This window comes from Chryseobacterium sp. 22532 (assembly GCF_052044665.1).
Lineage (GTDB): Bacteria > Bacteroidota > Bacteroidia > Flavobacteriales > Weeksellaceae > Chryseobacterium > Chryseobacterium lathyri.
The window spans coordinates 667,221-690,344 of sequence record NZ_JBQENJ010000003.1 but is presented as its reverse complement, the minus strand read 5'-3'; the positions used below and the strand labels follow the sequence as shown (position 1 = coordinate 690,344).

At 37.4% G+C, this 23,124-nt stretch carries 19 protein-coding genes; 13 read left to right on the top strand and 6 right to left on the bottom strand.

What is annotated here, in order from left to right; genetic code table 11:
• Positions 1 to 65: 65 nt before the first annotated feature.
• Genes ACTJIV_RS10980 through ACTJIV_RS10960 form a run of 5 tightly spaced genes read left to right on the top strand, consistent with a single transcriptional unit; the run spans position 66 to position 4,544 of the window.
• Positions 66 to 467: a hypothetical protein gene (locus tag ACTJIV_RS10980; protein WP_223558499.1), complete on the top strand. Its 402-nt coding sequence runs from the start codon at positions 66 to 68 to the stop codon at positions 465 to 467.
• A 10-nt stretch (positions 468 to 477) separates the two neighbouring features.
• On the top strand, positions 478 to 1,209 hold the full coding sequence (gene csgH, locus ACTJIV_RS10975) for a curli-like amyloid fiber formation chaperone CsgH (protein WP_111955776.1): 732 nt from the start codon (positions 478 to 480) through the stop codon (positions 1,207 to 1,209).
• A gap of 11 nt (positions 1,210 to 1,220) precedes the next feature.
• On the top strand, positions 1,221 to 1,631 hold the full coding sequence (locus ACTJIV_RS10970; protein WP_111955778.1) for a curli production assembly/transport component CsgF: 411 nt from the start codon (positions 1,221 to 1,223) through the stop codon (positions 1,629 to 1,631).
• Positions 1,632 to 1,657: 26 nt separating this feature from the next.
• Positions 1,658 to 3,022, top strand: a complete 1,365-nt coding sequence (locus ACTJIV_RS10965) for a CsgG/HfaB family protein (protein ID WP_440627428.1) — start codon at positions 1,658 to 1,660, stop codon at positions 3,020 to 3,022.
• Positions 3,023 to 3,032: 10 nt separating this feature from the next.
• The gene (locus tag ACTJIV_RS10960; protein ID WP_440627426.1) at positions 3,033 to 4,544 is read left to right on the top strand and encodes a carboxypeptidase-like regulatory domain-containing protein; all 1,512 of its coding nucleotides are present in this window, start codon (positions 3,033 to 3,035) and stop codon (positions 4,542 to 4,544) included.
• 289 nt (positions 4,545 to 4,833) lie between these two features.
• Here ACTJIV_RS10960 and ACTJIV_RS10955 read toward each other — a convergent pair whose 3' ends face one another.
• The 6 genes from ACTJIV_RS10955 to ACTJIV_RS10930 all read right to left on the bottom strand — a co-directional run bounded on the left by ACTJIV_RS10955 (position 4,834) and on the right by ACTJIV_RS10930 (position 11,023).
• Complete coding sequence (locus ACTJIV_RS10955; protein ID WP_228452512.1) at positions 4,834 to 5,484, bottom strand: response regulator transcription factor; 651 nt, start codon at positions 5,482 to 5,484, stop codon at positions 4,834 to 4,836.
• A 224-nt stretch (positions 5,485 to 5,708) separates the two neighbouring features.
• Positions 5,709 to 6,179, bottom strand: a complete 471-nt coding sequence (locus ACTJIV_RS10950; protein WP_440627424.1) for an OsmC family protein — start codon at positions 6,177 to 6,179, stop codon at positions 5,709 to 5,711.
• Positions 6,180 to 6,257: 78 nt separating this feature from the next.
• On the bottom strand, positions 6,258 to 7,661 hold the full coding sequence (locus tag ACTJIV_RS10945) for a T9SS type A sorting domain-containing protein (protein WP_440627422.1): 1,404 nt from the start codon (positions 7,659 to 7,661) through the stop codon (positions 6,258 to 6,260).
• Between the two features lie 336 nt (positions 7,662 to 7,997).
• Positions 7,998 to 9,557: an Rne/Rng family ribonuclease gene (locus tag ACTJIV_RS10940; protein ID WP_440627419.1), complete on the bottom strand. Its 1,560-nt coding sequence runs from the start codon at positions 9,555 to 9,557 to the stop codon at positions 7,998 to 8,000.
• A 365-nt stretch (positions 9,558 to 9,922) separates the two neighbouring features.
• A complete protein-coding gene (locus ACTJIV_RS10935) occupies positions 9,923 to 10,213 on the bottom strand; it encodes an HU family DNA-binding protein (RefSeq protein ID WP_002984212.1) in 291 nt (96 codons plus the stop codon).
• A gap of 138 nt (positions 10,214 to 10,351) precedes the next feature.
• Positions 10,352 to 11,023, bottom strand: a complete 672-nt coding sequence (locus ACTJIV_RS10930) for a response regulator transcription factor (RefSeq protein WP_111955790.1) — start codon at positions 11,021 to 11,023, stop codon at positions 10,352 to 10,354.
• Between the two features lie 180 nt (positions 11,024 to 11,203).
• On the opposite strand from ACTJIV_RS10930, the gene tssO reads away from it, so the two are divergent.
• The 8 genes from tssO to ACTJIV_RS10890 all read left to right on the top strand — a co-directional run bounded on the left by tssO (position 11,204) and on the right by ACTJIV_RS10890 (position 23,091).
• On the top strand, positions 11,204 to 11,737 hold the full coding sequence (tssO, locus tag ACTJIV_RS10925; RefSeq protein ID WP_223558503.1) for a type VI secretion system TssO: 534 nt from the start codon (positions 11,204 to 11,206) through the stop codon (positions 11,735 to 11,737).
• Between the two features lie 16 nt (positions 11,738 to 11,753).
• Positions 11,754 to 12,281 carry a type VI secretion system transmembrane protein TssO gene (locus tag ACTJIV_RS10920; RefSeq protein ID WP_111955794.1) on the top strand — a complete coding sequence of 176 codons (528 nt, stop codon included), beginning with the start codon at positions 11,754 to 11,756 and terminating at the stop codon, positions 12,279 to 12,281.
• 45 nt (positions 12,282 to 12,326) lie between these two features.
• Complete coding sequence (locus ACTJIV_RS10915) at positions 12,327 to 13,235, top strand: PKD domain-containing protein (protein WP_111955796.1); 909 nt, start codon at positions 12,327 to 12,329, stop codon at positions 13,233 to 13,235.
• 44 nt (positions 13,236 to 13,279) lie between these two features.
• A complete protein-coding gene (gene tssR / locus ACTJIV_RS10910; RefSeq protein WP_111955798.1) occupies positions 13,280 to 15,679 on the top strand; it encodes a type VI secretion system protein TssR domain-containing protein in 2,400 nt (799 codons plus the stop codon).
• 819 nt (positions 15,680 to 16,498) lie between these two features.
• Positions 16,499 to 18,994: an ATP-dependent Clp protease ATP-binding subunit gene (locus ACTJIV_RS10905; protein WP_440627414.1), complete on the top strand. Its 2,496-nt coding sequence runs from the start codon at positions 16,499 to 16,501 to the stop codon at positions 18,992 to 18,994.
• 75 nt (positions 18,995 to 19,069) lie between these two features.
• The gene (locus ACTJIV_RS10900; protein WP_336379658.1) at positions 19,070 to 19,942 is read left to right on the top strand and encodes a lytic transglycosylase domain-containing protein; all 873 of its coding nucleotides are present in this window, start codon (positions 19,070 to 19,072) and stop codon (positions 19,940 to 19,942) included.
• 335 nt (positions 19,943 to 20,277) lie between these two features.
• Positions 20,278 to 20,688, top strand: a complete 411-nt coding sequence (gene tssD / locus ACTJIV_RS10895; RefSeq protein WP_174772299.1) for a type VI secretion system tube protein TssD — start codon at positions 20,278 to 20,280, stop codon at positions 20,686 to 20,688.
• A gap of 207 nt (positions 20,689 to 20,895) precedes the next feature.
• Positions 20,896 to 23,091, top strand: coding sequence for a type VI secretion system Vgr family protein (locus ACTJIV_RS10890; RefSeq protein ID WP_440627412.1), 2,196 nt, complete (start codon positions 20,896 to 20,898; stop codon positions 23,089 to 23,091).
• Positions 23,092 to 23,124: the final 33 nt, after the last annotated feature.

Genomic DNA, 23,124 nt, shown 5'->3' with positions numbered 1-23,124 from the left:
ATTTCTACCTGCTGGGCGTGTTTTTCCGGATACTCTATTCATATACCTTTATTAAAATTAATACCATGCTTAAACTGGGATGGGGTGCCTTTACACTTTTTGCGGTACTGTACATACAGGCACAGCAAGTAGACTGGGATAAACTCAACAGCAATACGGTTCTTTATCTTATCGCAAGACAGCAGACAGAGCAGCAGGGACTTTACGGTTCCAGTATTATCCAGATAGGAGATTACAACAATGCGGAATTTTCTCTTAATGCCAGAACATATGTTGCCGTATGGCAGATGGGGGATTTCAATACACTCTATTTTATCAATTCTTTTACAGATAAAGAGACCAAAACAGCAGTTACCACTCAGGGAAATAACAATATCATCGATATTACAGGAAGTAACACTGTTTCAGACGGAATGCAGATCAATGTAAAAGGTGACAACAAAACCATTTTCATGAGAAATTATTAAAACACAAGTGATGAAATTTTCGTATTCCTTAAGACTGTGCACTTTATTTATCTTCCTGTCTGTAATAATTAATGGGCAGGAAGATAGAAAAGTGAATGCAAAGATAGAAAGCAGTATCCTTGAAAATCAGATCAGGCTCAAAGCAGTTGTTACCAATAATACGGCAGTGTACAAAGAACTGAATTACCTGTTGATCTCCATTAAAAAAGGAAGTGCCGGAAACCTGTCCAATAATCAGCAAAGCGGAAAATTCTCCATTAATCCCAATGAAGTAAAAGTTTTATCCGAGATCAATGTTAATCTTGAAAAAAAAGATGCTCTGAAAGTTTTTCTTTATGTAAAAGATGAGGAAACCCAGAAACTGATTGCGAAAGACAGCCTGGAACTCAATAATGACCTTTTCAGAAAAAAAACGGCTAAAGTAGAAGAAGATGCAGTTTTTGAATTGAAAGGACTTACTATTGATGAGACTAAAACAAAGGTAGGAAAAGACTTTTATGATCTGTTTTATATTCAGTACAGCCAGCTTCCTGACAAAAGCAATGGTGCAGTTACCATTTCCGAACTTCCCCTTCGCGGTACCAGCGGGCAGATCAATATCCAGATCGATGATAAGGTAATTTACAGCTTTATGACCAATCCAAACGAAGATTACCTGAATGAACAGCTGGCAGCCAGCTTAAAATATATCAAAGAATTTAATGCAAAGAAAAATCTTATTAAAAATGAATTTATCTACTAAAAACGTCCGCCATGAAAACTTTTATCATTATTTTAATCTTTATTGCGGGTATTTTCTCCGGAAAATCTCAGCAGCTCGTTTATAAGCCTGTCAATCCGGCATTCGGAGGCGATACTTTCAATTATCAGTGGCTTTTAAGTTCAGCAAATGCTCAGAATCAGTTTGATGAAAAAAATGATTACAGCAGTTTGCTCGATAATGTTAATTCTCTCGACAGTTTCAGCCAGAGTCTGAATAGGCAGATACTGAGCGAGCTGTCCAGAAAATTATTTGAAGATCAGTTCGGGGAGGGTAGTTTAAAGCCCGGGAATTATCTTTTCGGATCACTTTATCTGCAGATTACTACTACAGCCCAGGGACTTTTGATCAATATTTTGGATACCAGTTCAGGCGATCAGTCCGAGATCGTAATTCCAAAATAAAAAATAACTAAAAAACCAAACTTACCATGAGAACTTACACTTACACCAGAATTTTTTTCTGGACACTCCTGCTATGCTTAATGCAGGCCTGCAGTTCTATCCTGGGACTTCCTTCCGATCCTGAAAGATCTACTATGGGAGAACTTACAGCTTCTACTGCAGAATTGAGGAACCTTCCTCTTCCCAAAGAAAAAATTGTCATCGGCGTGTACAAATTCAGGGACCAGACCGGCCAGTATAAACCCTCCGAAAACGGGAACAACTGGAGTACGGCTGTTCCACAGGGAACTACCACCATCCTGATCAAAGCACTAGAAGACAGCCGGTGGTTTATCCCCATTGAAAGAGAAAATATTGCCAATCTTTTAAACGAGAGACAGATCATCCGGTCCACAAGACAGGAATACATGAAAGATGCTGATAAAAACAGTCAGTCCCTTCCACCTCTTCTCTATGCAGGAATTCTCCTCGAAGGTGGCGTGATTTCTTATGACAGCAATGTCATGACCGGAGGGCTGGGTGCAAGATACTTCGGAATAGGAGCTTCTACACAGTATCGTCAGGATAGAATCACTATTTATCTGCGTGCCGTCTCAACCCTTAACGGTGAAATTCTTAAAACGGTTTATATTTCTAAAACCATTCTCTCCACCAGCGTGAACGGAAGCTTTTTCAGATATATTGATACGGAAAGGCTGCTGGAAGCAGAGGTTGGTCTTACACAGAACGAACCTGTACAGCTTGCAGTAACTGAAGCAATAGAAAAAGCAGTGAGATCTTTGATTGTTGAAGGCATCAGAGATAAAATATGGGGTAAATCATCTGAAAACTTAACGGGTTATCAGAATTTGATCAATGATTACAACAAAGAGCAGGAAGAAAATGTAGGAAGAACGGTTGGTAATAAATTTCCTGAGAATTACAGAAAGAAAATTTCGTTTTTTGCCAATATAGAAGCTCAGAAAATCAAAGATGATTATGTAAATCCTAAAATGAATGTCGGCGGAAAAGCAGGCGTAAAATATTTTATAAACCCTAATTTAAATATTGAAGCCAGTGGTAGCTATTTCACTTTAGAAAATCAAAATATTATTAAAAGAAATTATATCGTTCCTGAGCTTAATCTTGAATTTCTTCTGTTTCCGAAATACAGATTCAGCCCATACATTTACGGTGGAATGGGAGCTATGCTTTCAAAATACAAGCCTCAATACAAAGGCCAGGTTGGTGGCGGGCTGGAATATATGATAGGAAATAACACGGCAATCCGGGCTTCATCTCAATATGATATTGGTTTTAAAGATGACTGGGAGGGGATGGTAAACGGGAAAAGAAAAGATCAGGCACTTCGGTTTGCTCTTGGAATCAATTTTTACCTTGGAAACAAATAAAACATGAACTATGAAAACTTTAATTAAAATACTCAGCATATTCATCCTTACTTTTTGTCTGTTTTCATGTAATGAAGACCTTATAGAACAGGCTCAGACAGGATCATTGAAAGGAAAAGTTGTAAAAAGAGGTACCAATGTGCCTATTCCCAATGTGAAAATTTTTACAGCACCTACCACACAGACGGTTTTCAGCGGGACAGACGGCACATTTGAAATTGCCGCGATGCCTGTTGGGAATTATTCTGTGAAAGCAGAACTATCCGGCTATATCACCAATTTTCAGGGTGTTAATATACAAAACGAAAACCAGGTTGTCACCGTGGTTTTTGAAATGGACGATGATGAATCGCTCAACTCTCCTCCTTCTGCACCGCAGATGCTAAGTCCGGTAGACAATGCGGTGAATCAACCCTTAAATGTTGAGCTAACGTGGACCGCTACTGATCCCGACACAGCCGATGTTTTAAAATATAGTTTAACAATTAAAAATAACCTTGATACGAATGTAATCCAGGTTAATGATTGGGCTGCGAATCATTATTCGTTGTCCAATTTGAAGTTTGGTGTTAGTTACTTCTGGCAGGTGTCTGTTTCGGACGGCATTCACCCGCCAGTTTTAAGCTCTATCAGTAAATTTACCACCAATACGGTTCCGGCCAACCGGTATCATTATGTACAGAAGCAGAACGGAAATTTTGTAATTATGTCAAGCGATGCAACGGGGAACAGCTTCCAGTTTACCAACTCATCCTATAACAGCTGGAGACCAAGGAAAAATAACAATGCCGGACTGATTGCATTTCTGCGGACGGAAGGCGGAAGTACCCATATCTACACAGCGAATCCTGACGGATCGAATCCTTTTAAGGTTACTACAGTGCCTGCTGCAGGATTTAATAATTATGAAATGGATTTTGCCTGGAGTACAAACGGTCAGGAAATTCTTTATTCAAACTTCAATAAATTATACAGGATCAATAAGGATGGAAGTGGATTGACGCTAGTTTACACAACTCCTGACGGAAGCATGATCTCTGAATGCGACTGGAGCTATGATGGAAGCAGGATTGCCTTAAAAACGAATGACTACAGCGGCTACAATACAAAAATATATGTGATTGATATGACCGGAAGTATCTTGAAAACTATTGTGTCAGGATTATCCGGAGCTGCAGGCGGACTGAATTTTTCTGTGGACGGCCAAATGCTTGTGTACACCAGGGATATGTCAGGATATCAGGATGGTAGCGGAAATTACCGCCAGCTGGATTCCCATATCTTTATCTATAATCTGGTAAACGATACCGTTTATGATATTTCTGCGGAAAGCGAAAAACCGCTTGGAACCAATGACCTTGATCCGAGATTTTCTCCGAATAATGCCCAAGTGATCTTTATGAATACTTCCAATGACAATATCTCGCAGAAGAATGTAATGGTCATTGATCTCAACAGTTCCATGACCGATCTTTCAAGAACATCTCTTTTCACCAACGGCGAAATGCCGGATTATGAGTAGGGAAGAAGAGCAATTAAGTGTGAATTGTGAATGGTCAGCTGTCAATTAGTAGTTGGCCATTCATTTTCACGGTTCAGAATGTGAGGTTACGATATAGTGTTAAAGTATTGGAGAGGTTGAGAGCTCTTTATCTTGTGGTACATTGCTGAGAAAATCATAATATATGGCTATATCTTAAAATTTACTATTCACTTGCAAAGCAAAATTGAAGATTCACTTCACTTCACCCCGAAAAAATTCCAAACCTTCAGGTTTGGAATTTTTTCGGGGTGAAGTGAAATTGTTTTCATCAGTCGATAATGTGGTTTTCTAAGGCGTATTTTACAATTCCTACGGAATTTTTGGCATTTAATTTTAAGAGAATTCTTTTGCGGTGGGTTTCTACAGTATTGATACTTATAAAAAGCTTTTCAGAAATATCTTTACTGCTGAATCCGTCGCATATCAGTTTAAGGATTTCCATTTCTCTGCGCGTAAGGGGTTCTTTCATTTGCGGGTTCGGTTTTCCTTCCTCGCTGCTCATAAAGTTGATCATTCTTTCTTTGGCATTGTCACAGATGTAGATTTCGTTCAAAAGCAGAACATTAATAGATTTTAGAAATTCATTATATGTGCTGTTTTTGTCAAGGTAGCTTTTTATGCCTTTGTTAAAAAGCTTCCGGATGTCTGTCATATCGTAACTATTGCCTATGACAATAATTTTGATTTTTTTGTTTGTGGAGGTAATGTCTTCTACAAGTCTGAAAATATCTGTAAGCATCAGCATATTGGAGCTTATGACCAGAATTTCCGGAGGGTCTTCTTTTAATTGTTCAAATAAGCGTTCATAAGAATTACAAATGTCAATCGTGTTAAAAATTTTGCTCTGTGAGAGCAGTTTTGATAAACCTTCAGTATACAGTAGCGGCTCATCAAAAATGATTAGTCTCGGTTTCATCATGGTTAGTTTTATTTATATAAAAATATAAAAAAAACTTTACATTTTAAATAAAAATAACAATTAATTGTATTTTTTTACATATAAAATGATGATAAAATATAATTTTTATTGATTATTTGATAAATAATTCTCTTATTGTGGAATTTTGAACATTAATTTTAGAGTTATTGTAGTTAAAACTTAGTATTAATGGTGTTTTAATTGAATTTAAACCAGACTAAAAATTATTTAACTAACACGGTAGGGATATGTTGTACCAGAAAATTGACTGACTTAGCAATAAAGCAAAATTGTCCTGCCTTGTGATGGAGTTCTTTTGCTTTTTCGATCATTGATTCTTCCGCTACAATCACTGTAGGATGTAAGGTGACTGATGTAAAGTGGCCGCTTCCATCCGTCGTTTCAGTCATAGTTCCTGTGGCTTCATCCGTATAACTGGTAACGATAATACCTTCTTCTGAACAGAAATGAAGATACCATAGCATATGGCAGGAAGAAAGAGAGGAAAGGAAAAGATCTTCGGGATTATGTTTGGTTTTGTCTCCACGGAATGCAGGATCAGAAGAACCTTCAATGAGTGCCTTGTCTGCAATCTGAATCGTATGACTTCTTTCGTAGGTTCTATAGCTGCTGGTTCCTGTTCCCTTGTTGCCCGTCCAGACAATTGTTGTTTTGTAATGGTGTTCTTTGCTCATTTTAGTAGGGAGATAAAAAAAGTATCTGCTAAAATTAAGCAAATACTTTTTAATATATTTTATAAGATAGTTTGAATCCTAATCTTTAATAAGTTTCCTGGAAATAATTTTTCCATTTTCAAAACTGATTTTTGCAACATATACTCCTTTCGACAAATCTAAAACAGTTGAATTGTTTTCTTTTATGGTTTTTATAAGCCTTCCATCAACAGAATATATCTCTATTTTAAGCACTTTTTCTTTTGAAGAATAAACAAGGTTTTTCTTAACAGGATTTTCAAATGAAAAAGCTGAAGTATCCTTTGCTGTATTTGCGGTCGCCAACGAGTTATTTAGCAAGAATTTCAGTATACTATTTCCTCTTACTGCAAAAATATTAGTATCATTTATGATCATATCACCTATGAAAACCAATCCATTAGTTGTTTCAGAATAATAATTGAAAACAGGGTCAATGTTCCCGGTTGAAGTAAGTTTGGAAATAAAAAACTTTTCCATCATAGAACCAGTTATTCCTGAAATATAATAATTGCCATTTTTTTCGGTTATTGGTAAAGATAAGTTAGCACCCTCTGTACTGGTGAAGGGGAAAGCATTGATATCAAATATAAAAGAACTGTCATAAACTCCATTGGAATTTATCCTGAAAATTTCATTATCAATGTTTGAACAAATAATATTGTTACTGCTGTCCATAAAAACTGCATTAATGAGCCCTGGTGAAGAAGGAAAAGCTAGAACCCCATTGTTGCCAAAACTTGTAAAAGGCTGCCCGTTACTATTATATTTTTCTATTGCTCCAGTTGGGTTACTTTGGCCACTGATAAGACTTATAATATTCGATTGGTTGTCTAAGAAAACATTAGCTCCTGCAGTTTGGATAGCTCCGTTGTTACCAAAGGTATTATCAATAGTGCCATTTTCATTTAATCTATATACAAGAGAATAGCCTAAAAGTGATCCAAAATTATTAAAAGCTGCCCCATAAACAATTGGTTTATTGTTTTGTAAATATAAGCCGTATCCCAAAGTATTTGAATCCGATCCAATATAAGGGATAGTGCTTATTCCATTAGTACCGAAAGACGGGTCTAATTGCCCATTAGGGAGAATCTTTGCTACAGCGGTGCCATCATCATAAAGACATACTATAAAAAGTTTACCGTCGGTATGTTTTTTCAATTGGGTATCATATGAGTTGTATGGAATTATAGTTTCCCCGTTATTTCCAAAAGATAAGTCAACAATTCCGCTAGGCGTAAGCTTTGATAATGCAGTTTCGGGATTTCCTGAAATGTTGTCTTTGAGATAGGTGAAATAAATACTCCCGTCAGTGTTCTGAATAATCTGTGTGTTGGAAGAACTACTGGCGGTGGGAATTAAATATTTACCATTTAATGCAAAACTGCTGTCATACGAAATAATCTGTGCGGATACACTTTGAATTACCATAAGTAATCCCAGTAATAAAATTTTTTTCATTATTTATATTTAAGATTTTATATTAATCTACTGTAACCCAAATGACTTTTTTCAGTTCTGAAAGTTTTGCCCTTTAGTTTTGCAATTTTATCAAGAAAGTTGATTTAATGCAAAATAGCAGCTATGACATAAATATGACAAGAATTTAACTTACATGTAGTCAGATTTTTAATTTGATACAAAAACGTTGAGTCTTAAATATGTTTAATTGATTGTCTAAAAGTGTAGCATGTCTTAAATATAATTACTCCAATAGAATCAGAGGCCGTTTCTTATATTTATGAACGGAAATAATAAAAAAAACCTCCAGACAAGCTGGAGGTTTAGAATTTTGTGTTAATTAGAATATCCAACCAATTCTTCTTTTTTCGAATTGTAAATCTTGTATTCTAAATATTTGAAAGAATCCCGTGGAATGATGGTTACCCATTTTTTATACTTGATGAACCATTTCATCTGGATGCTTTTGATTCCTTTGGTAAGGTAGGCTTCAACGAAAGGGTGTACATGCAGGTAAAGTTTTCCTTTATCCTTCTGTATAATGTTTCTTATGGTTTCCTCCATTCTTTCCACGATTACAATCGGAGCTATAATTTCTCCGTCTTTGTTCGGGTTTTCTTCTTTGGTTTCGATCTGTTTTTCCGGGCGGTTTCTTTGTCTGGTAATCTGGATGAGTCCAAATTTGCTCGGTGGAAGAATCTTATGACGTGCTTTGTCGCGCTTCATTTCTTCTTTCAGATGTTCGTACAGATCCCTTCTGTGTTCAGGATTCTGCATATCGATGAAATCGATTACAATGATGCCTCCCATATCACGGAGACGAAGCTGTCTGGCAATCTCGGTGGCTGCCATTTTGTTTACCTTCAGAGCGTGCTCTTTGTTTACAGAGGCTCCGGTTGTGATATTATTTCCGGAGTTTACATCAATCACGTGAAGTGCTTCTGTATGCTCTATAACAAGGTAAGCACCTTTTGAACTTGGAATATTAACGTGTTTTCCAAAACTCTGTTTGAGTTGTTTTTCAACGTTGTAATATTCGAGAAGAGGAATGTGGGAACTATAAAACTGGACAATATTCTTTTTTTCCGGAGCTATGACCTCCACGTAGTTGGTCATTTCGTCTGCCATCTGTTCATCATCGCAAATGATGCTTACGAAATCCTGGTTGAAATTGTCTCTTAAAATAGCTGAAGCTTTGTCTTCTTCGCTTAAAACTCTGGCCGGAACCTTACTTTTCTGAATATTTTTGAATGTGCTTTCCCATTTTTGGATCAGCTGATTCATATCATTATGAAGGTCTGCTACTTTTTTTCCTTCCGCTACGGTTCTTATGATGACACCGAAACCTTCAGGCTTGATACTGTCAATAAGTGTTCTCAGTCTTTCTTTTTCCTCAGTAGTCCTGATTTTTTTAGAAATGGAAACTTTATTGTCGAAAGGGATCAGGACCAGAAAACGTCCTGTTAAAGAAACCTGGGTAGAGATCCTGGGACCTTTAGTGGAAATGGGTTCTTTAGTAATCTGAAGCAGAACAAGATCATCTTTTGCAATGACTTTGTCTACGGTTCCGTTTTTGTCTATTTCGGGTTGTATCTCGAAATTCTTTAAGCTTGAAGTGTTCTGTTTTTTAGAAATAGTATCTTTTAAAAACTTTCTGTAGGTGAGGTACTGTGGTCCCAGATCCTGATAATGCAAAAAAGCATCCTTATCGTACCCAATATTTACGAATGCGGCATTCAGGTTAGGTGCCAGTTTTTTTACTCTTCCTACAAACAGATCTCCAACTATAAATTCGCTTTTGTCCTCTTGCTCATGAAGTTCACATAGTCTTCCGTCTTCCAGTAGTGCAATCTTTGTAAGATCATCTTCATGCGAAACTATTAGTTCTTTCTTCATTTTGTATAAGATAAAAATTTATTAAGATTATAGGAAACTGGCGTATTTTTTAGCAAATAAATAATTTTAAATATAAGAATTTAGAATGAAATTGCTCTATCTTTTTAAAAATATCTGCAAAAGCCTTTTTTTCCTTGGGAATCTTATAGTTGCAAACAAAAATATAGTCGGTGAACTCTAAATAAATAAAACCACCAACTATATTATTATATTGTAAACCTCGAAAAAAAGAGATTATTTTTTCTTATGTCTGTTTGCTCTTCTTCTTTTCTTTCTTTTGTGAGTTGCAACCTTGTGTCTTTTTCTTTTCTTTCCGCTTGGCATAATTTTAATTTTTTAGTAACTAGTTAATATTCAGTTAATTTTTATTTTACTGCGACTTTTGTTTTTACTTTCTCTACAAAAGATTTTGAAGGTTTGAAAGCAGGAATGTTATGAGCAGGAATTTCAATTGCAGTGTTCTTAGAAATATTTCTTCCTGTTTTAGCAGCTCTTGTTTTAATGATAAAAGATCCAAAACCTCTCAGATAAACGTTATCCCCATTATACATAGAAGTCCTGATCTCCTGCATAAAAGCTTCTACAACTTTCTGTGTTTCATTCTTTTCTGTTCCCAACTTATTTGAGATGGTGTTTACCAATTCTGCCTTTGTCATTTCCTTTTTTAATTTTAAATTTTAGGTGTGCAAATTTAGTTAAAAAAATTGAATACTAGCAAATTAGTGGCAAAATATTTTTGCTTAAAGAGTTGGAGTTTTTATGTTTACTCTATATTAATATTACGTTAAATCTTTCTACATGCTGGAATTGTAGTAACCATTTTCCACGCAGAAACGGATAAGATGCAGCTTTGTTTTCAGCCCCAGCTTTTCCGTAAGCCTGTTAATATAAGTATCAATTGTACGCGTGCTAAGATTCAGTTTTTCAGCAATTTCCTTGTTGCTGTAGCCTTCGTAGCAGAATTTCATAAGCTGTATTTCGGTGGGGCTCAGTTCTTCCTGGCCCTTCTTCTGTCTTTCCATATAGTTCTGTACTGCCAGCGGCTGCTGTTCCCATTCCTTAGAATACTTTTCGTAATCAAAGCCGTCAGATGCAATACTTCCTTTAATGAGATCTTTTATAATAGTGCTCTTTTTCTGGCAATAATAGATATTCGGGATTTTGGAAAGGATTTCAGCCATATCCTCCTGGTAGGTGCTGGAATACGTTACAATAGGAGTTTCCGTATTGTTTTTCCTGATGTATTTTATAGCCTCTATCCCGCTTAATACCGGCATAAACAGTTCTATGATAAACACATCTTCCTGTCTCCTGTAAATCCTGTTCACAAGTTCATGGCCGTTATTACAGTCATTCAGAAGCATATAGAAAGGGTTTTCCATAAGTGTTTTGATCATGATCTTCTTAAAGTAGAAGTCACTGTCAGCTATAGAAAACCGGACTGTGTTTGATAATAATTTACTCACTTTTAATATCGATTTGGTATTTGATATTTAAAATTCAGAGGCCTAATTTAGGAAAAACTTATGAAAGGTAAAATTAATCTTAACTTAATTAGGGTTTTCACGAAATTACATTAGGGAAAATACGTATTGTGCATAAATTTTTTTTTTTATATTTTCACAGGCCAAACAAATCACAAACATATGTCTTCTAACAGGGAAAAAAAACTAAACAAATCTGATGTCAGAGCAGGCATTTGGAAGTTTATTCTGTCTTTCACCGTTTTGTCGGTGGTATCTTTTCTGTGTTTATTCTTCTTTTTTAAAAGCTACAGTATACAACGGGAAGGAATCGTGCGAGAAGCTGATGCCTATAAGGAACTTATGATGAGGGGTGACGTTCTCAGGGATCATGTAGATAAAATATATGACCAGATGAACCAGCTTAACATCAATAAGGTAGAAAATGATGTTTTCCTCAGAACCAGAATTATGGATGATGTGATGGAGGCGAAAAACATTATGGGCAAAGACAGTGCTGATAATTTCAAGCATTATGCCGTTCTGATGAAACAGATAGAGCCTATGCTGAAATTGAAGAATGATATTATAGGAGTAGAATCGCAGAAAAAGATTGTCCTCAGGGATCTTGAGGAATGTATAGCAAAAGTAGGAAGGGCCAACGGCCAGCTTAAAAAAGATCCTACAAGGAATTTTACAGGAGGAAGAAGAAGATAATAAAAAAATAAAGCATATGCAGGGATCTATTACATTATCTAAGAAAGAAAGGCATTATCAGTTTTTTTATTTAATACTGATGCTTTTAGCAGCTATGATATTCTTCGGAATTATCTTTTTAAAAGGTTACGATTCCCCATTTTCGGAAGAAGATGTAAGGGGAATACAAAGTCTGGAGCAGAAGGCAGCATTCGAAAGCCAGCAAAAAATCTTACAACCCGAAATGGACAGTACCTATGTTCTCATCAGTAGAATTGCAGACAAATCCCCGGAACCTTTCGCCGAAAACAATATTTTTAATGGAATTAACGGCCTTGCGAGTCATTTTCAAGGTAATAGCAATATCATGGATATCCGTAAAGATGCATATCCGCAGATTGCTAAATTCTACAAAATGTATTTTGAGGACAAAAAAGTTATTTCTACCACTACAGAAGATGTAAAAAAATTCGAAAAAGAAGTGGAAGACTGCAGAATCGGTTTTAAAGATAAACAAAACCGCCTTTATGAAAGAGAAAATGCGCTAAGGGCAAGAACCCAGTAAAAGAAATAAACATTAAAGGAATAAACACATCACAATCACTTAACTATGAATTATTTTCAAAAAAACAAAAAGAACATTATTATTGGTGTTATCGCAACGCTGCTTATTGCGGCACTCATTGCGTTATGGCTGCAGAAAAAGGTAATCCATTCTTCCGATGATATTGTAGGAGTAGTCTATCCTTCATCACTCTCTGTAGGAGATACCCTTTTATTTGAGGATAAAACCCAGTTCGCAAAAACCAAGAGATGGAATTTTGGGGACGGAACAACTTCAGACAAAAGTACCGGAATACACTTTTATAATAAACCGGGCTATTATTCGGTAAGCTTGATTATTGATAACAAATATAGCAAGACTTTCCCTGTAATGGTTTCGGCCAGATACCAGAAGCCACAAGACAGTGCGAAGATCAGTACCGTTATTGAAGCTCCTGCACAGGCAATGCAGAACGAAAATGTACAGTTCCGTGCCGTTTCGGAGGCTACACAGTTTGCTTGGAAGTTTGGCGAAACAGGCAATATAGATGCTAAAGAGAAGATGGCCATTTATTCTTATAAAAAACCGGGAGATTACCGTGTGGCATTATTCACAGAGGAAAGTCAGGAACCTATTTACCACCTTATCAAAATTCTTCCGGCTTACAACTCTTTGCAGGAAGATGAAATACCTGTAGAAGATTCCTATAAAAAGGTTGATGATGACTTCAAATATCACCTGCAGCAGATTGCCAACGGGAACAGTTTTAATATGCATTATAACTATCTGTTAAGAACCTATCTGTGCAACAACGAAAACACGGTAGTGAAAGTAAGCGACAGTAAAGCGAATAACTTCTATATGTACTGTGCAGGGCTTCAGTTTGACAAAAACGTTGTCATCCAAAGTGTAAAAGTGAACTTAGATGATAAGCAGAACTGTGTAACGAAGGTAGATATAAACCAAAGCAAATAATAGAGTCCGGCACCCGGATACACCAATCATTAAAATAAAATAGGATGAAAAATAAATTTCCTCTAGCAGCATATTACATAGGATTATCAGTATTGTTGGCAAGCTGCCAGGTCAAGCTGCCGTCTAAAAGAACTCCTGAGCCGTCGCAATACGGGCAGGTAGACAATTCGCCGGTAGTGAACGGATATCCAAAAAAGTCGGTCCCATGGATCGTTATTTCAGACAGGTCCAGAAATACGGCCTATCTTGATAAAAGTGACGAAAAATCTTACAAAGAAGTTAAGTTTCTTGAGCCTTTAATGGTTCTGAAACATAGAGACGGAATGGTAAAAGTAGCGGAATACGTTCCCGATGCCCTGATGAAAAAGGTTTCATCAAAATCCATTAAAACCTATGGCTGGATCCCGGAATCCGATCTTCTTTTATGGAACAATTCTTTGAAAAGCGAAAAAACAGGTTTCCCTGTAAGAGTCGCTGTAGTCCCGAATCACAGCGAAGTCATCAGAAGTGCAGAAAGATACTATAAGAATGATTCCATCATGGTATTCAATTCACCAAGCCTTATAGAAGAAGCCAAGGTCAAAATTCCAAACGGACAGATGGTATATGTTTACAAACAGGCCGAAAATAATAAACGTTTTCTGGTAGGTAAAAAGCCTTCTGTTGATATAGACAGTATCGGCACCAGTTTATACGGATGGGTAAATGCCAACGTAATCTCTGCATGGGGTGAACGTTCTGCCGTAAAACTCAAAAATGATACGCAAGTTACAGAGTCTGCGTTAGGAATACATGAAGGATATCCTGGTGCAGCAGACGCAGAAAGCAGAACCGCAATTCTTCTTACGGATACCAATAAGAGAACGCCTCTTGAGAATATTTATCCGGTAAATTTAGCATTAAATGAAGCTCCCACACCGGACTCCAAAACGAAATACTTCACCAATATTTTAGATTACAGTAAAAATTATGTATTCAATGTTTTGGGAGAAGAGATTTATTTTGACCGTTACAGAGAAATCACGGAAAGAGATAAAAATATCAACATCGTTTTTGCTCTGGATGTAAGTGCTCCAAATGCTCCGTATGCCCCGATCGTTAAATCTCTTCTTCAGGATCTGCAGCTTAGATTTGAAAAGCCGTCTTATTTCAATGGCGTAAAATACGGCGTTGTTTTATATAAGAACAATCCGTGTGGAGAAAATGTAATGACTTCTAATTTAAGTACAGATTACAGTAAAATTACAAAGTTCATTGACGAAAAAACCAATGAAATGAATTGTGCAAGCAACAGCGGATATCAGCCGGTTGGCGAAGCGCTTTCTGCTGCTGGAAACCTGCTCTCTAATGTTCCGGATGAAACCAATATTGTCGTAACAGTAGGAACCTCTGCCGATCAAAGTGGAAACATGTACAACGTGATCAGCTCCCTTACACAGGCACAGGCCAGGGTGATTATGTTTCAGACCAGTGCAAGATCATCTGATACCTACAACGATTTTGTATTGATGTCTGAAAATGTAGTGACCAATACTGCTAAAAATATTGCTGAACTGAAAAAACAGAAAATCATCAACCAGAGTGATGTTCTTACCAAAAATAACTTTAACCTTGTGGAAGGCGATGCCGGATTCTTCTCACTGGATTATCCTAAGCAGAGTATGTCCCAGGGATTCGTTATCTTCCCTAAAAAAGGCGATGTTGCAACACCTGGATACCTGAAAAAATCTGTGGACAGCCTTATTGCACAGGTAACTCTAGACAACGAAACGATTGATAAATCCCTGAATGAGTATTTCCACTCCTCGGTAGGAGCGGGAAGAACAGATGTAGATCTGAAATATAAATATCTCTTCCCAGGTCTTACCAATCCGGTTTCTGCAGGAATTGCAGCACAGCTGATCAATTATGGAAACCCGTTCCTTGTAAAAGGATATATCCCGAAAAATTTGAAAGAATACAAACCGGGCATAGAAAAAGGGATTCTTATCTCTGAAACGGAATATGATAACTTAAAGAACTTCTATACCGAAGTCTATCATAAGACCGAACCTGAAAGAGCGGATTTTAGCCAGTCAAGAGCCATTAAGGAATATATCAAACTTCTGAAAAAATATAATCCTACCTTAACATTCCTGGATAAATCTGAACTGTATGAAAAACCAATGGCTTATGCAGTCGGATTAAGTACCGGTTTTGATAATTCTGAAGATGAGCTGATGTCAAAATACAAGCTGAAAGGCTGGAAAAAATCTAAAATTGTTTTAAAAGAAACAGTAAGAGCATATTTCAAGAATTATAAGAATCTGGCAGAACATATGCTTTCCCACAGAAGCAATCCGGCAGTGAAAATCCAGCAGAACGGACAAACCTTCTACTGGCTTAATGAGTACTTTATGCCGACCACTCAGACCATTGAAGAGCCGGAATACACAAAACATTAATCATTATTAATAATATCATATCAAAAGCAGGAGTATAACTTCTGCTTTTTTTGTGTCTAAAAATTATATTTTCCTTAATTTTTTTAAACAACAGGTTCACAAACTCTCATTTTAGAACTCAAAAACAGAACCCGAAAACTTCTCTATTTCTCATTTAAGTGTAAAATCTCTCTTTTTTCTCTACAACCCAAAAGTTGTAAACAGTGTCCTGGTGACTTCTAACAGTGATTCTTAAATCCAAAGTCGTAGAATTACTACAAAATGTGAAATTTATATCGAAATATTTTTAGAATAGAAATAAGCTCTATATATTTGTTAAACAAACACCACATCACAAAAATATTAATAGTGAAAAAATTTACGGTTATGGCAGGGAATTCAGAGCTCATAATGTTCAATGACAAAAAATAACAGAAGTTGTTGAAATTACAATACAGATGATCACCGGGTTGCAGCCATATAACGAAGACACACTATTACACATCAACATTCATAAAAAAGATCGTCCTCTAAAGACGGTCTTTTTGCTTAAAGTATTAGCTGGTTACTTTTATATTGACAGGCATACAGCAATATGAATAAAACAGAATGTCGCAAAAAAAATAATTTCAACGAACATAAAATGTTAGCGGAATTTCAGAAATATTTGATTTCATCACCAGAAAACTTATTACATCTCTAATTAAAGAATTAACTATCTTTATCCAACATACATTTTATATAAAAAAGATATATTTGTAAAAGGTATATTTTGACAGATTGCACCAAATAATCTAAAAAATTAAAAGAAACACAACATATTAATATTAGAAAATTATAATGGGAGTACTAGTAACCAACGAAACAGTAAAACAGCTATTTCATATTGCTCAGTCAATAGCAAAGGAAAACTATAATGCTACATACGGCGGTCCGCACATTCTGCAGGCCTTGATGCATAAAGATATCGGCCTCAATGAATTCCTTAAAAGTATTGATAAAGATCCCGGCTACTTTTATGAATGGGCAGACGTCCGCATTGAAGATTATCCAAAAACAGCCCATCTTCCGGATGATGTACGTCAGGATGAAGCTGTAGATACCCTTACAGAAGAAGCAGACGATATACGCTTAAAATTGGGACTGGACGAGATCACGCCCATCTGTATTCTTACCGCTATCGTAAAACCTCAGGTCGTTTTTTCACTGCAGCAGCTGAAGTCGCTTCCCCTGAGAGAACATGAAATTTTCAACTTATATAGAAAAGATACCCCTTTCACTGTATCCGAAGACGGTGATTTTTCATCACTTTTTTCAAACGGGTCAGATTTTACAGACTCCTCATTCCCGTCAATCAAAAGCTACTGTGTAGACAGAACGGCACAGGCCAGAAAAGGCGACCTTGAAAACATCATAGGAAGAGATAAAGAGCTCAGAATGCTCGTTGAGATCCTTTGCCGAAGAAGCAAGCCGAATGTTATTATCATTGGCGAGCCGGGTGTAGGAAAAACAGCTTTAGTAGAAGGTTTTGCCATAGAAATCACCAAAGGAAATGTTCCTGAAATGTTGAAAAATGCAACCCTTCTCGAACTTGACACCGGAGCATTATTAGCCGGAACTTCTTATAAAGGTGAAATTGAAGACCGACTGAAAAAAGTCATCACTGAATGTAAAAAAATCGAAAAGGCCGTTCTTTTTATTGATGAAATTCATACCCTTCTTGATCCGAAAGGAAGCATTGGAAATGTGGCCAACCTCCTTAAGCCTGAACTGGCAAGAGGTGAAATTACCGTAATAGGAGCCACAACACAAGAAGAATACAGAAAGATCATTGAACCGGAACAGGCTTTCAACCGTCGTTTTGAAGTTCTGACAGTCAATGAGCCGGATGAGCAGACCTGTGTGAAAATGATAGATGTCCTTCTTGACGGCTACAAAAAACATCATGGCATCGAAGTAGAAAAAAACTCCATTCCTGAATGTGTACGCCTGGCAAAAAGATATGCAAAAGGCAAAAAACTGCCTGATGCAGCCATTGATTTGCTGGACCGTACCATGGCTGCCATTAAAATGCTGGATGAACTTTCAGAAAAAGAACTGGCAGACTGGAAAGAAACTTATGAGTCTATTTTAAAAGAAGAATTTACCGACAGCAAAGACCAGGCTAATGAGCTCATCTGGAATTATAACCTCCTGAGAGATAAAATAAGTCCTATTCTTTGGGGATCATTAAACGAACAGCCGGTTATTGACAATTCCATGCCTGTTGATCAGATCCACAAGATCATTGATGATACCTATGCAGAGCTTTTACAGCATGCAGCTGTAAAAAGAGAAAAAGTAGACCGTCTGGAACTGGCAGCAGTAATGGCGGCAAAAACAAATATTCCAATAGGGAAGATTCAGGCTCAGGAAAAAGAAAAGCTCCTGAATATGGAATCTCTTCTACTGAACAGGGTAGTAGGTCAGGATCATGCTTTAAAGATCCTGTCAGACGCCATTGTTGAAAACCGAAGCGGACTGAACAAGCCGGGACAGCCTATCGGGTCATTCTTCCTTCTGGGACCTACCGGTACAGGGAAAACCGAGCTGGCAAAATCTATGGCAGAGCTCCTCTTCAATGATGAGAAAGCCATGGTACGTTTTGATATGTCCGAATTTAAAGAAGAACATTCCGCAGCATTACTGTATGGAGCGCCTCCGGGTTATGTAGGGTATGAAGAAGGAGGAATGCTGGTTAATAAAATCAGACAGCAGCCTTATACCGTTGTCTTATTTGATGAAATTGAAAAAGCCCACCATTCCGTTTTTGATGTATTCCTACAGATCATGGATGAAGGAAAAGTTCACGATAAACTGGGAAAAGAAGGCGACTTCAGCAATGCCCTGATCCTTTTCACTTCAAACATCGGAAGCGAAGAGATTGTAAAACAGTTTGAAGAAGGAAAAGTTCCGGAATCTTCCACACTGATGCAGATTATGTCCAATTCAGGGAGGTTCAGACCGGAGTTCTTAGCCAGGATCACAGAGATTATTCCTTTTGCACCGATCACAGAATCTATTGCAGAAAGAATTTTCAATATCCAGCTGAAATCACTTCATACTTCACTGACAAGGTTGGGAATGACCTTAAAGATCAGCGACGAGGCTGTGAAGAACCTTGCATTGGGAGGCTTCAGCAGCAAATACGGGGCAAGACAGATCTCCGGAGTAATCCGTGCACAGCTGGCAAGACCGATTTCTAAAATGATCGTAAGAGAAGAAGTGAAATCCGGGCAGACCATCCATGTAGACTGGAATAATGAAGAAGAAAAGCTAAGCTGGAAAGTAGATTAAAAAATTATAAAGGAAGCCTGTTTGGATAAATAATTTGCCTGACAGCTTCTTTGTCAATAACCATAAGGAATTAAAATGAAAACTGTATTCAAAACCATTTTTACAGGACTGTTGCTTGCAGGGACTTTTGTAACAGTGAACGGACAGTTTCTTGCAGCTTCCGATACTTCTGAAAGCAGCGTGAAAAAGTACAATAATATTATCAATGCGAACAAGGAAATCGTTGAATTTATTGAATATTCATTGGTACAGAAAGGACTGCCCAGACATTTGAGAAACCTGGCCCTGATTGAGTCGCATTTCAACAGAAATATAACCTCAGGAGCCGGAGCAGTGGGCATATGGCAATTTATGACCTCCCATGCCAACCAGTACGGACTTACAGAACAAAACCGGACGGATGTGTATAAAAGTACAAAAACAGCTGTAATTTCCCTGGCCAATCTCTACAGAAAGTATGGCGACTGGATTACGGTTGTCGCAGCTTATAACTGTGGCGAAGGAAATATTGCCAAAGCGATGCAGAATGCAGGTTCAACACAATACCATGTGTTTTCTAAATACCTTCCCGGTGAAACAATCAATCACGTTAAAAAATACCTGAATGCCTGCTACGCAACCGGTGAGCTGGAAAGTGTTTTGAATAACTATAATTCTTCAAGACTCAACAAAATTTTCTTTACCGAAGGAGGAAGTGGCAGAAACAGTGCTGCACCTCTTCAGGAAACCGAAATTAATGCAGGATTCAATCTGGATGTCATTGCTGATGAGCTGGATGTAGAGATGAATGAAATTCTTGCCTGGAATCCCGGAATCGTTGAGGAACTGCAGAAAAAAGGGGAGAGTCCTCTTTATCTTCCTACCGACCTTATGCCGGATTTTCTTTTGAAAAAAAATAAAATTCTTTCCCGTTCTATAAAAGAAGGAAGCCGTGTACAGCAGCAATAAATCTGTGCACATTATAATTCTTAAAACCGTAACTTTTAGTAACGGTTTTTTTGTTAATAGATTAATTTAATCCTTATTAAACACCTGCTAATGTTCTTAAAAACTCTTAATATTTCTCTTTTAAGTGTAAAATTAATGTTGTGAGTGTTGTTTTTTATTTATTTTAAGTTGTTTTAAATCAGTTTTTTATGTTTTGTTTTAAGTCTATTATCGTAGAATTACTACAAAATTTCAGATTTATATCCAAAAGCTTTTTTATCAAAATAGGACGTTATATATTTGTTATACAATCAATCACCAAATCACAAAATATTAACGATTAAAATTTACAAATCATGGCAGCAAATTCAAGAGGAATCTTAAAATTCAACGGAGGAGAAGGTCAGAAGCTATTAAAGCTTAACTACAGCGTATCAAGATCTACGGACGTATCAGGACGTGTAGCATCAGACCCTTCCAATGCACTGATCAAAGTTACAGTAGAAGCTACTGAAAAATCGGACATCCTTGAAAGCTTACTGAACGGAAAGTATAAGCCTACTACAGGCGAAGTTACTTTCAACAAATCTCACGAAGAAGGTACATTAACTACATTGAAGTGGGAAAACGGATATGTGATCCAGCATGAAGTAGACTTCGACGCTGTAGACGAAAACAGTATGCTGATCAGCTTCGTCGTGAGTGCAGAAGTTATCACGTTAGGTAACTCCGAGTACCGCGGAATGTGGCCTGCATCAGGTCATTAATCCTGAACAATCATCTTAGTAAAAATAAATTGGTACAGAATAGTGTATTCGCAAGAATATACTATTCTGTTTTTGCCATATTTGGACAAATCACGTCCAAAATGGTCCTTCGGAACCTTATGATAAGCGTTACGTAAGGATTGGAAGCTGCCTCCGTATTGCTGGAAGCTATTCAGAATTTATTATAATTTAAACAAAACACTTATTATGTTTAAAGATGATCAACCGATAAAAGTACAGGGCCCGAAAGGAAGTATAGAAGATACAGCAGCAGAACAGCTTAACAATGCTGAAGATATTGCTGTACAAAAAGTAGATGCTAAGCTTCAGAAAGCAGATGAAGCCATCAAAAAATCTGCAAAAAACGCACAGAACATTTATTCAGGCCCTTCCCAGAGCACTAAAATGTTTATGAACCAGACTATGGTTCCCAATAATCCATCCGTCATCGAAAACAAGGTATGGTCCAAACAGCCCACTTCCAAAATACATAACGCACAGGCTATCCCGGAAAGCATTATTGCAGGAATTAACCGGGTTGTCATGCTTGATATTGTAGTGGAGGGGCAGGTAATCAGGCACTTCAAACATTTTAAACTGGTTCAGAGTGCTTCAAAGCACCACGAATTCAGCCTTATTCTCGCCCATGATACTTTAGGGGGTGCAGAAAACCATAATTTACAGGAAGCACAGGGCTTTTTAGGAAAAAGAATTACAGTAGTATTTAAATATAAAGATATCGAACAGGGACCTGAGCGTAACTTTGTGGGGGTTATTACAGAAGTAGGATTCAGTCAGGAAAAAGGAAGCCTTGGAAATATTGTCCTTAAAGGATTCAGTCCGACTGTGCTGTTGGATGCTGCACCCCACATTCAGAGCTTCGGGGGCGGGCAGGAAGTAAGCTTGAACAGTATTGCTGATCATGTCATCAAAGAGGGATTAGGACAGAACAAGTTCGATTTCAGGGTAGATGCCCAGCATGGAAACGTTCCTTACAGCTCTCAGTATGAAGAAACTCATTACAACTATCTGGCAAGAATTGCTGAAGCTTACGGCGAACAGTTTTATTATGATGGTGAAGTTCTGCATTTCGGAAAACTTCCACCACAGGAAAAACCTGTTAAACTTACCTACGGAAGCAGTGTAAGTGATATTGCGATAAGGATGAAAGCTCAGCATGTAAGCCCAAGTTTTTATGGCTATAACAGCAGTAAAAATGAGAAGCTCGTTACAGGAAGCTCGAAGATCAATCATACTTCGGATATTGCCAAACGTGCTTATGAAATATCAGAAAGAACCTTTAAAACACCTTCTTTACGGGTAGCGCCTATTAAAGCCACATCATTTATGGATATTGACGCCTCCCAGAAAGGAACAGCAGGCAGCAAGGCATCAGAGGTTTTCATTACTTCAGGATCTACAACGGTTCCGTTTTTATATCCCGGATGTACGGCAGATATTGAAATGCGTAAAACAGATACTAACGATACCTCTTATTTTACCAAATTAATGATCGTGGAAGTTACCCATGAAGTCAATGCAAGAGGCTATTATGATGGGAATTTTGAAGCTATTGCTGCAGATACTGGGTTTATTCCCCGTCCGGAATTTGAAACTCCGAAAGCAGAACCGCAATTTGCAAAGGTTATTTCCAATACCGATCCTTTAAACCAGGGAAGGGTAAAAGTTCAGTTTGACTGGCAGGGTGGCCCGGACACTACAGAATTTGTACGTGTGATGACTCCGGATGCAGGAAGCAGTGACAAAGTAAGTAAAAACAGAGGATTTATGGCTGTTCCGGAAATTGGGGACCAGGTTATTGTCAATTTTGTGCATCAGCACCCGGACCGTCCGTTTGTTATGGGAGGAATGTTCCATGGCGGAATCGGAGGCGGAGGCGGAACCGGTAATAACATAAAAAGTTTAAGCAGCAGAAGCGGAAATAAATTAGAATTGAATGATGGTGAAGGTTCTGTTTTTCTGACCGATCAGGGCGGTGCCAATATGAAATTTGATGGGGCAGGAAATGCGCAGACCAATGCTAATAATAATAAAACTGTCAACGTAGGGAACAATAATACGGTCAATGCCGGAAGTACGAGTTCTATTAATGTAGGTGGAAAAGACGGCGGAGCGGCTAATTCGGTTTTAAAAATGGATGCCAGTGGAAATATATCTGTAGAAGGAAAAACAAAAATTGAATTAAAAGTAGGCGAAAACAGCATAACCATCACCAAAGAAGGAATCACTATTTCTGCCAAAGAAGGAATGCTGGATTTGAATTCGTTACAGAATGCTTTACTAGTAACACAGGATAAGCTGAGCATTCACAGTAAATCGATCACTTCAATTAATGCAACAGGAGATCTTTTTATTACCGGAAGTAAAGTTGATATTAACTAGTGTTGGGGCAATTTATTCTAAAAACTTAGCAAA

Bases quoted from the DNA above. Each gene is read 5' to 3' on its own strand.
- ACTJIV_RS10920 (WP_111955794.1), top strand. From the start codon at position 11,754: ATGCAGGGATCTATTACATTATCTAAGAAAGAAAGGCATTATCAGTTT.
- ACTJIV_RS10915 (WP_111955796.1), top strand. From the start codon at position 12,327: ATGAATTATTTTCAAAAAAACAAAAAGAACATTATTATTGGTGTTATC.
- ACTJIV_RS10970 (WP_111955778.1), top strand. From the start codon at position 1,221: ATGAAAACTTTTATCATTATTTTAATCTTTATTGCGGGTATTTTCTCC.
- ACTJIV_RS10950 (WP_440627424.1), bottom strand. From the start codon at position 6,179: ATGAGCAAAGAACACCATTACAAAACAACAATTGTCTGGACGGGCAAC.
- csgH (WP_111955776.1), top strand. From the start codon at position 478: ATGAAATTTTCGTATTCCTTAAGACTGTGCACTTTATTTATCTTCCTG.
- tssR (WP_111955798.1), top strand. From the start codon at position 13,280: ATGAAAAATAAATTTCCTCTAGCAGCATATTACATAGGATTATCAGTA.
- ACTJIV_RS10960 (WP_440627426.1), top strand. From the start codon at position 3,033: ATGAAAACTTTAATTAAAATACTCAGCATATTCATCCTTACTTTTTGT.
- ACTJIV_RS10900 (WP_336379658.1), top strand. From the start codon at position 19,070: ATGAAAACTGTATTCAAAACCATTTTTACAGGACTGTTGCTTGCAGGG.
- ACTJIV_RS10945 (WP_440627422.1), bottom strand. From the start codon at position 7,661: ATGAAAAAAATTTTATTACTGGGATTACTTATGGTAATTCAAAGTGTA.
- ACTJIV_RS10905 (WP_440627414.1), top strand. From the start codon at position 16,499: ATGGGAGTACTAGTAACCAACGAAACAGTAAAACAGCTATTTCATATT.
- tssD (WP_174772299.1), top strand. From the start codon at position 20,278: ATGGCAGCAAATTCAAGAGGAATCTTAAAATTCAACGGAGGAGAAGGT.
- ACTJIV_RS10965 (WP_440627428.1), top strand. From the start codon at position 1,658: ATGAGAACTTACACTTACACCAGAATTTTTTTCTGGACACTCCTGCTA.
- ACTJIV_RS10935 (WP_002984212.1), bottom strand. From the start codon at position 10,213: ATGACAAAGGCAGAATTGGTAAACACCATCTCAAATAAGTTGGGAACA.
- ACTJIV_RS10890 (WP_440627412.1), top strand. From the start codon at position 20,896: ATGTTTAAAGATGATCAACCGATAAAAGTACAGGGCCCGAAAGGAAGT.
- ACTJIV_RS10955 (WP_228452512.1), bottom strand. From the start codon at position 5,484: ATGATGAAACCGAGACTAATCATTTTTGATGAGCCGCTACTGTATACT.
- ACTJIV_RS10980 (WP_223558499.1), top strand. From the start codon at position 66: ATGCTTAAACTGGGATGGGGTGCCTTTACACTTTTTGCGGTACTGTAC.
- tssO (WP_223558503.1), top strand. From the start codon at position 11,204: ATGTCTTCTAACAGGGAAAAAAAACTAAACAAATCTGATGTCAGAGCA.
- ACTJIV_RS10940 (WP_440627419.1), bottom strand. From the start codon at position 9,557: ATGAAGAAAGAACTAATAGTTTCGCATGAAGATGATCTTACAAAGATT.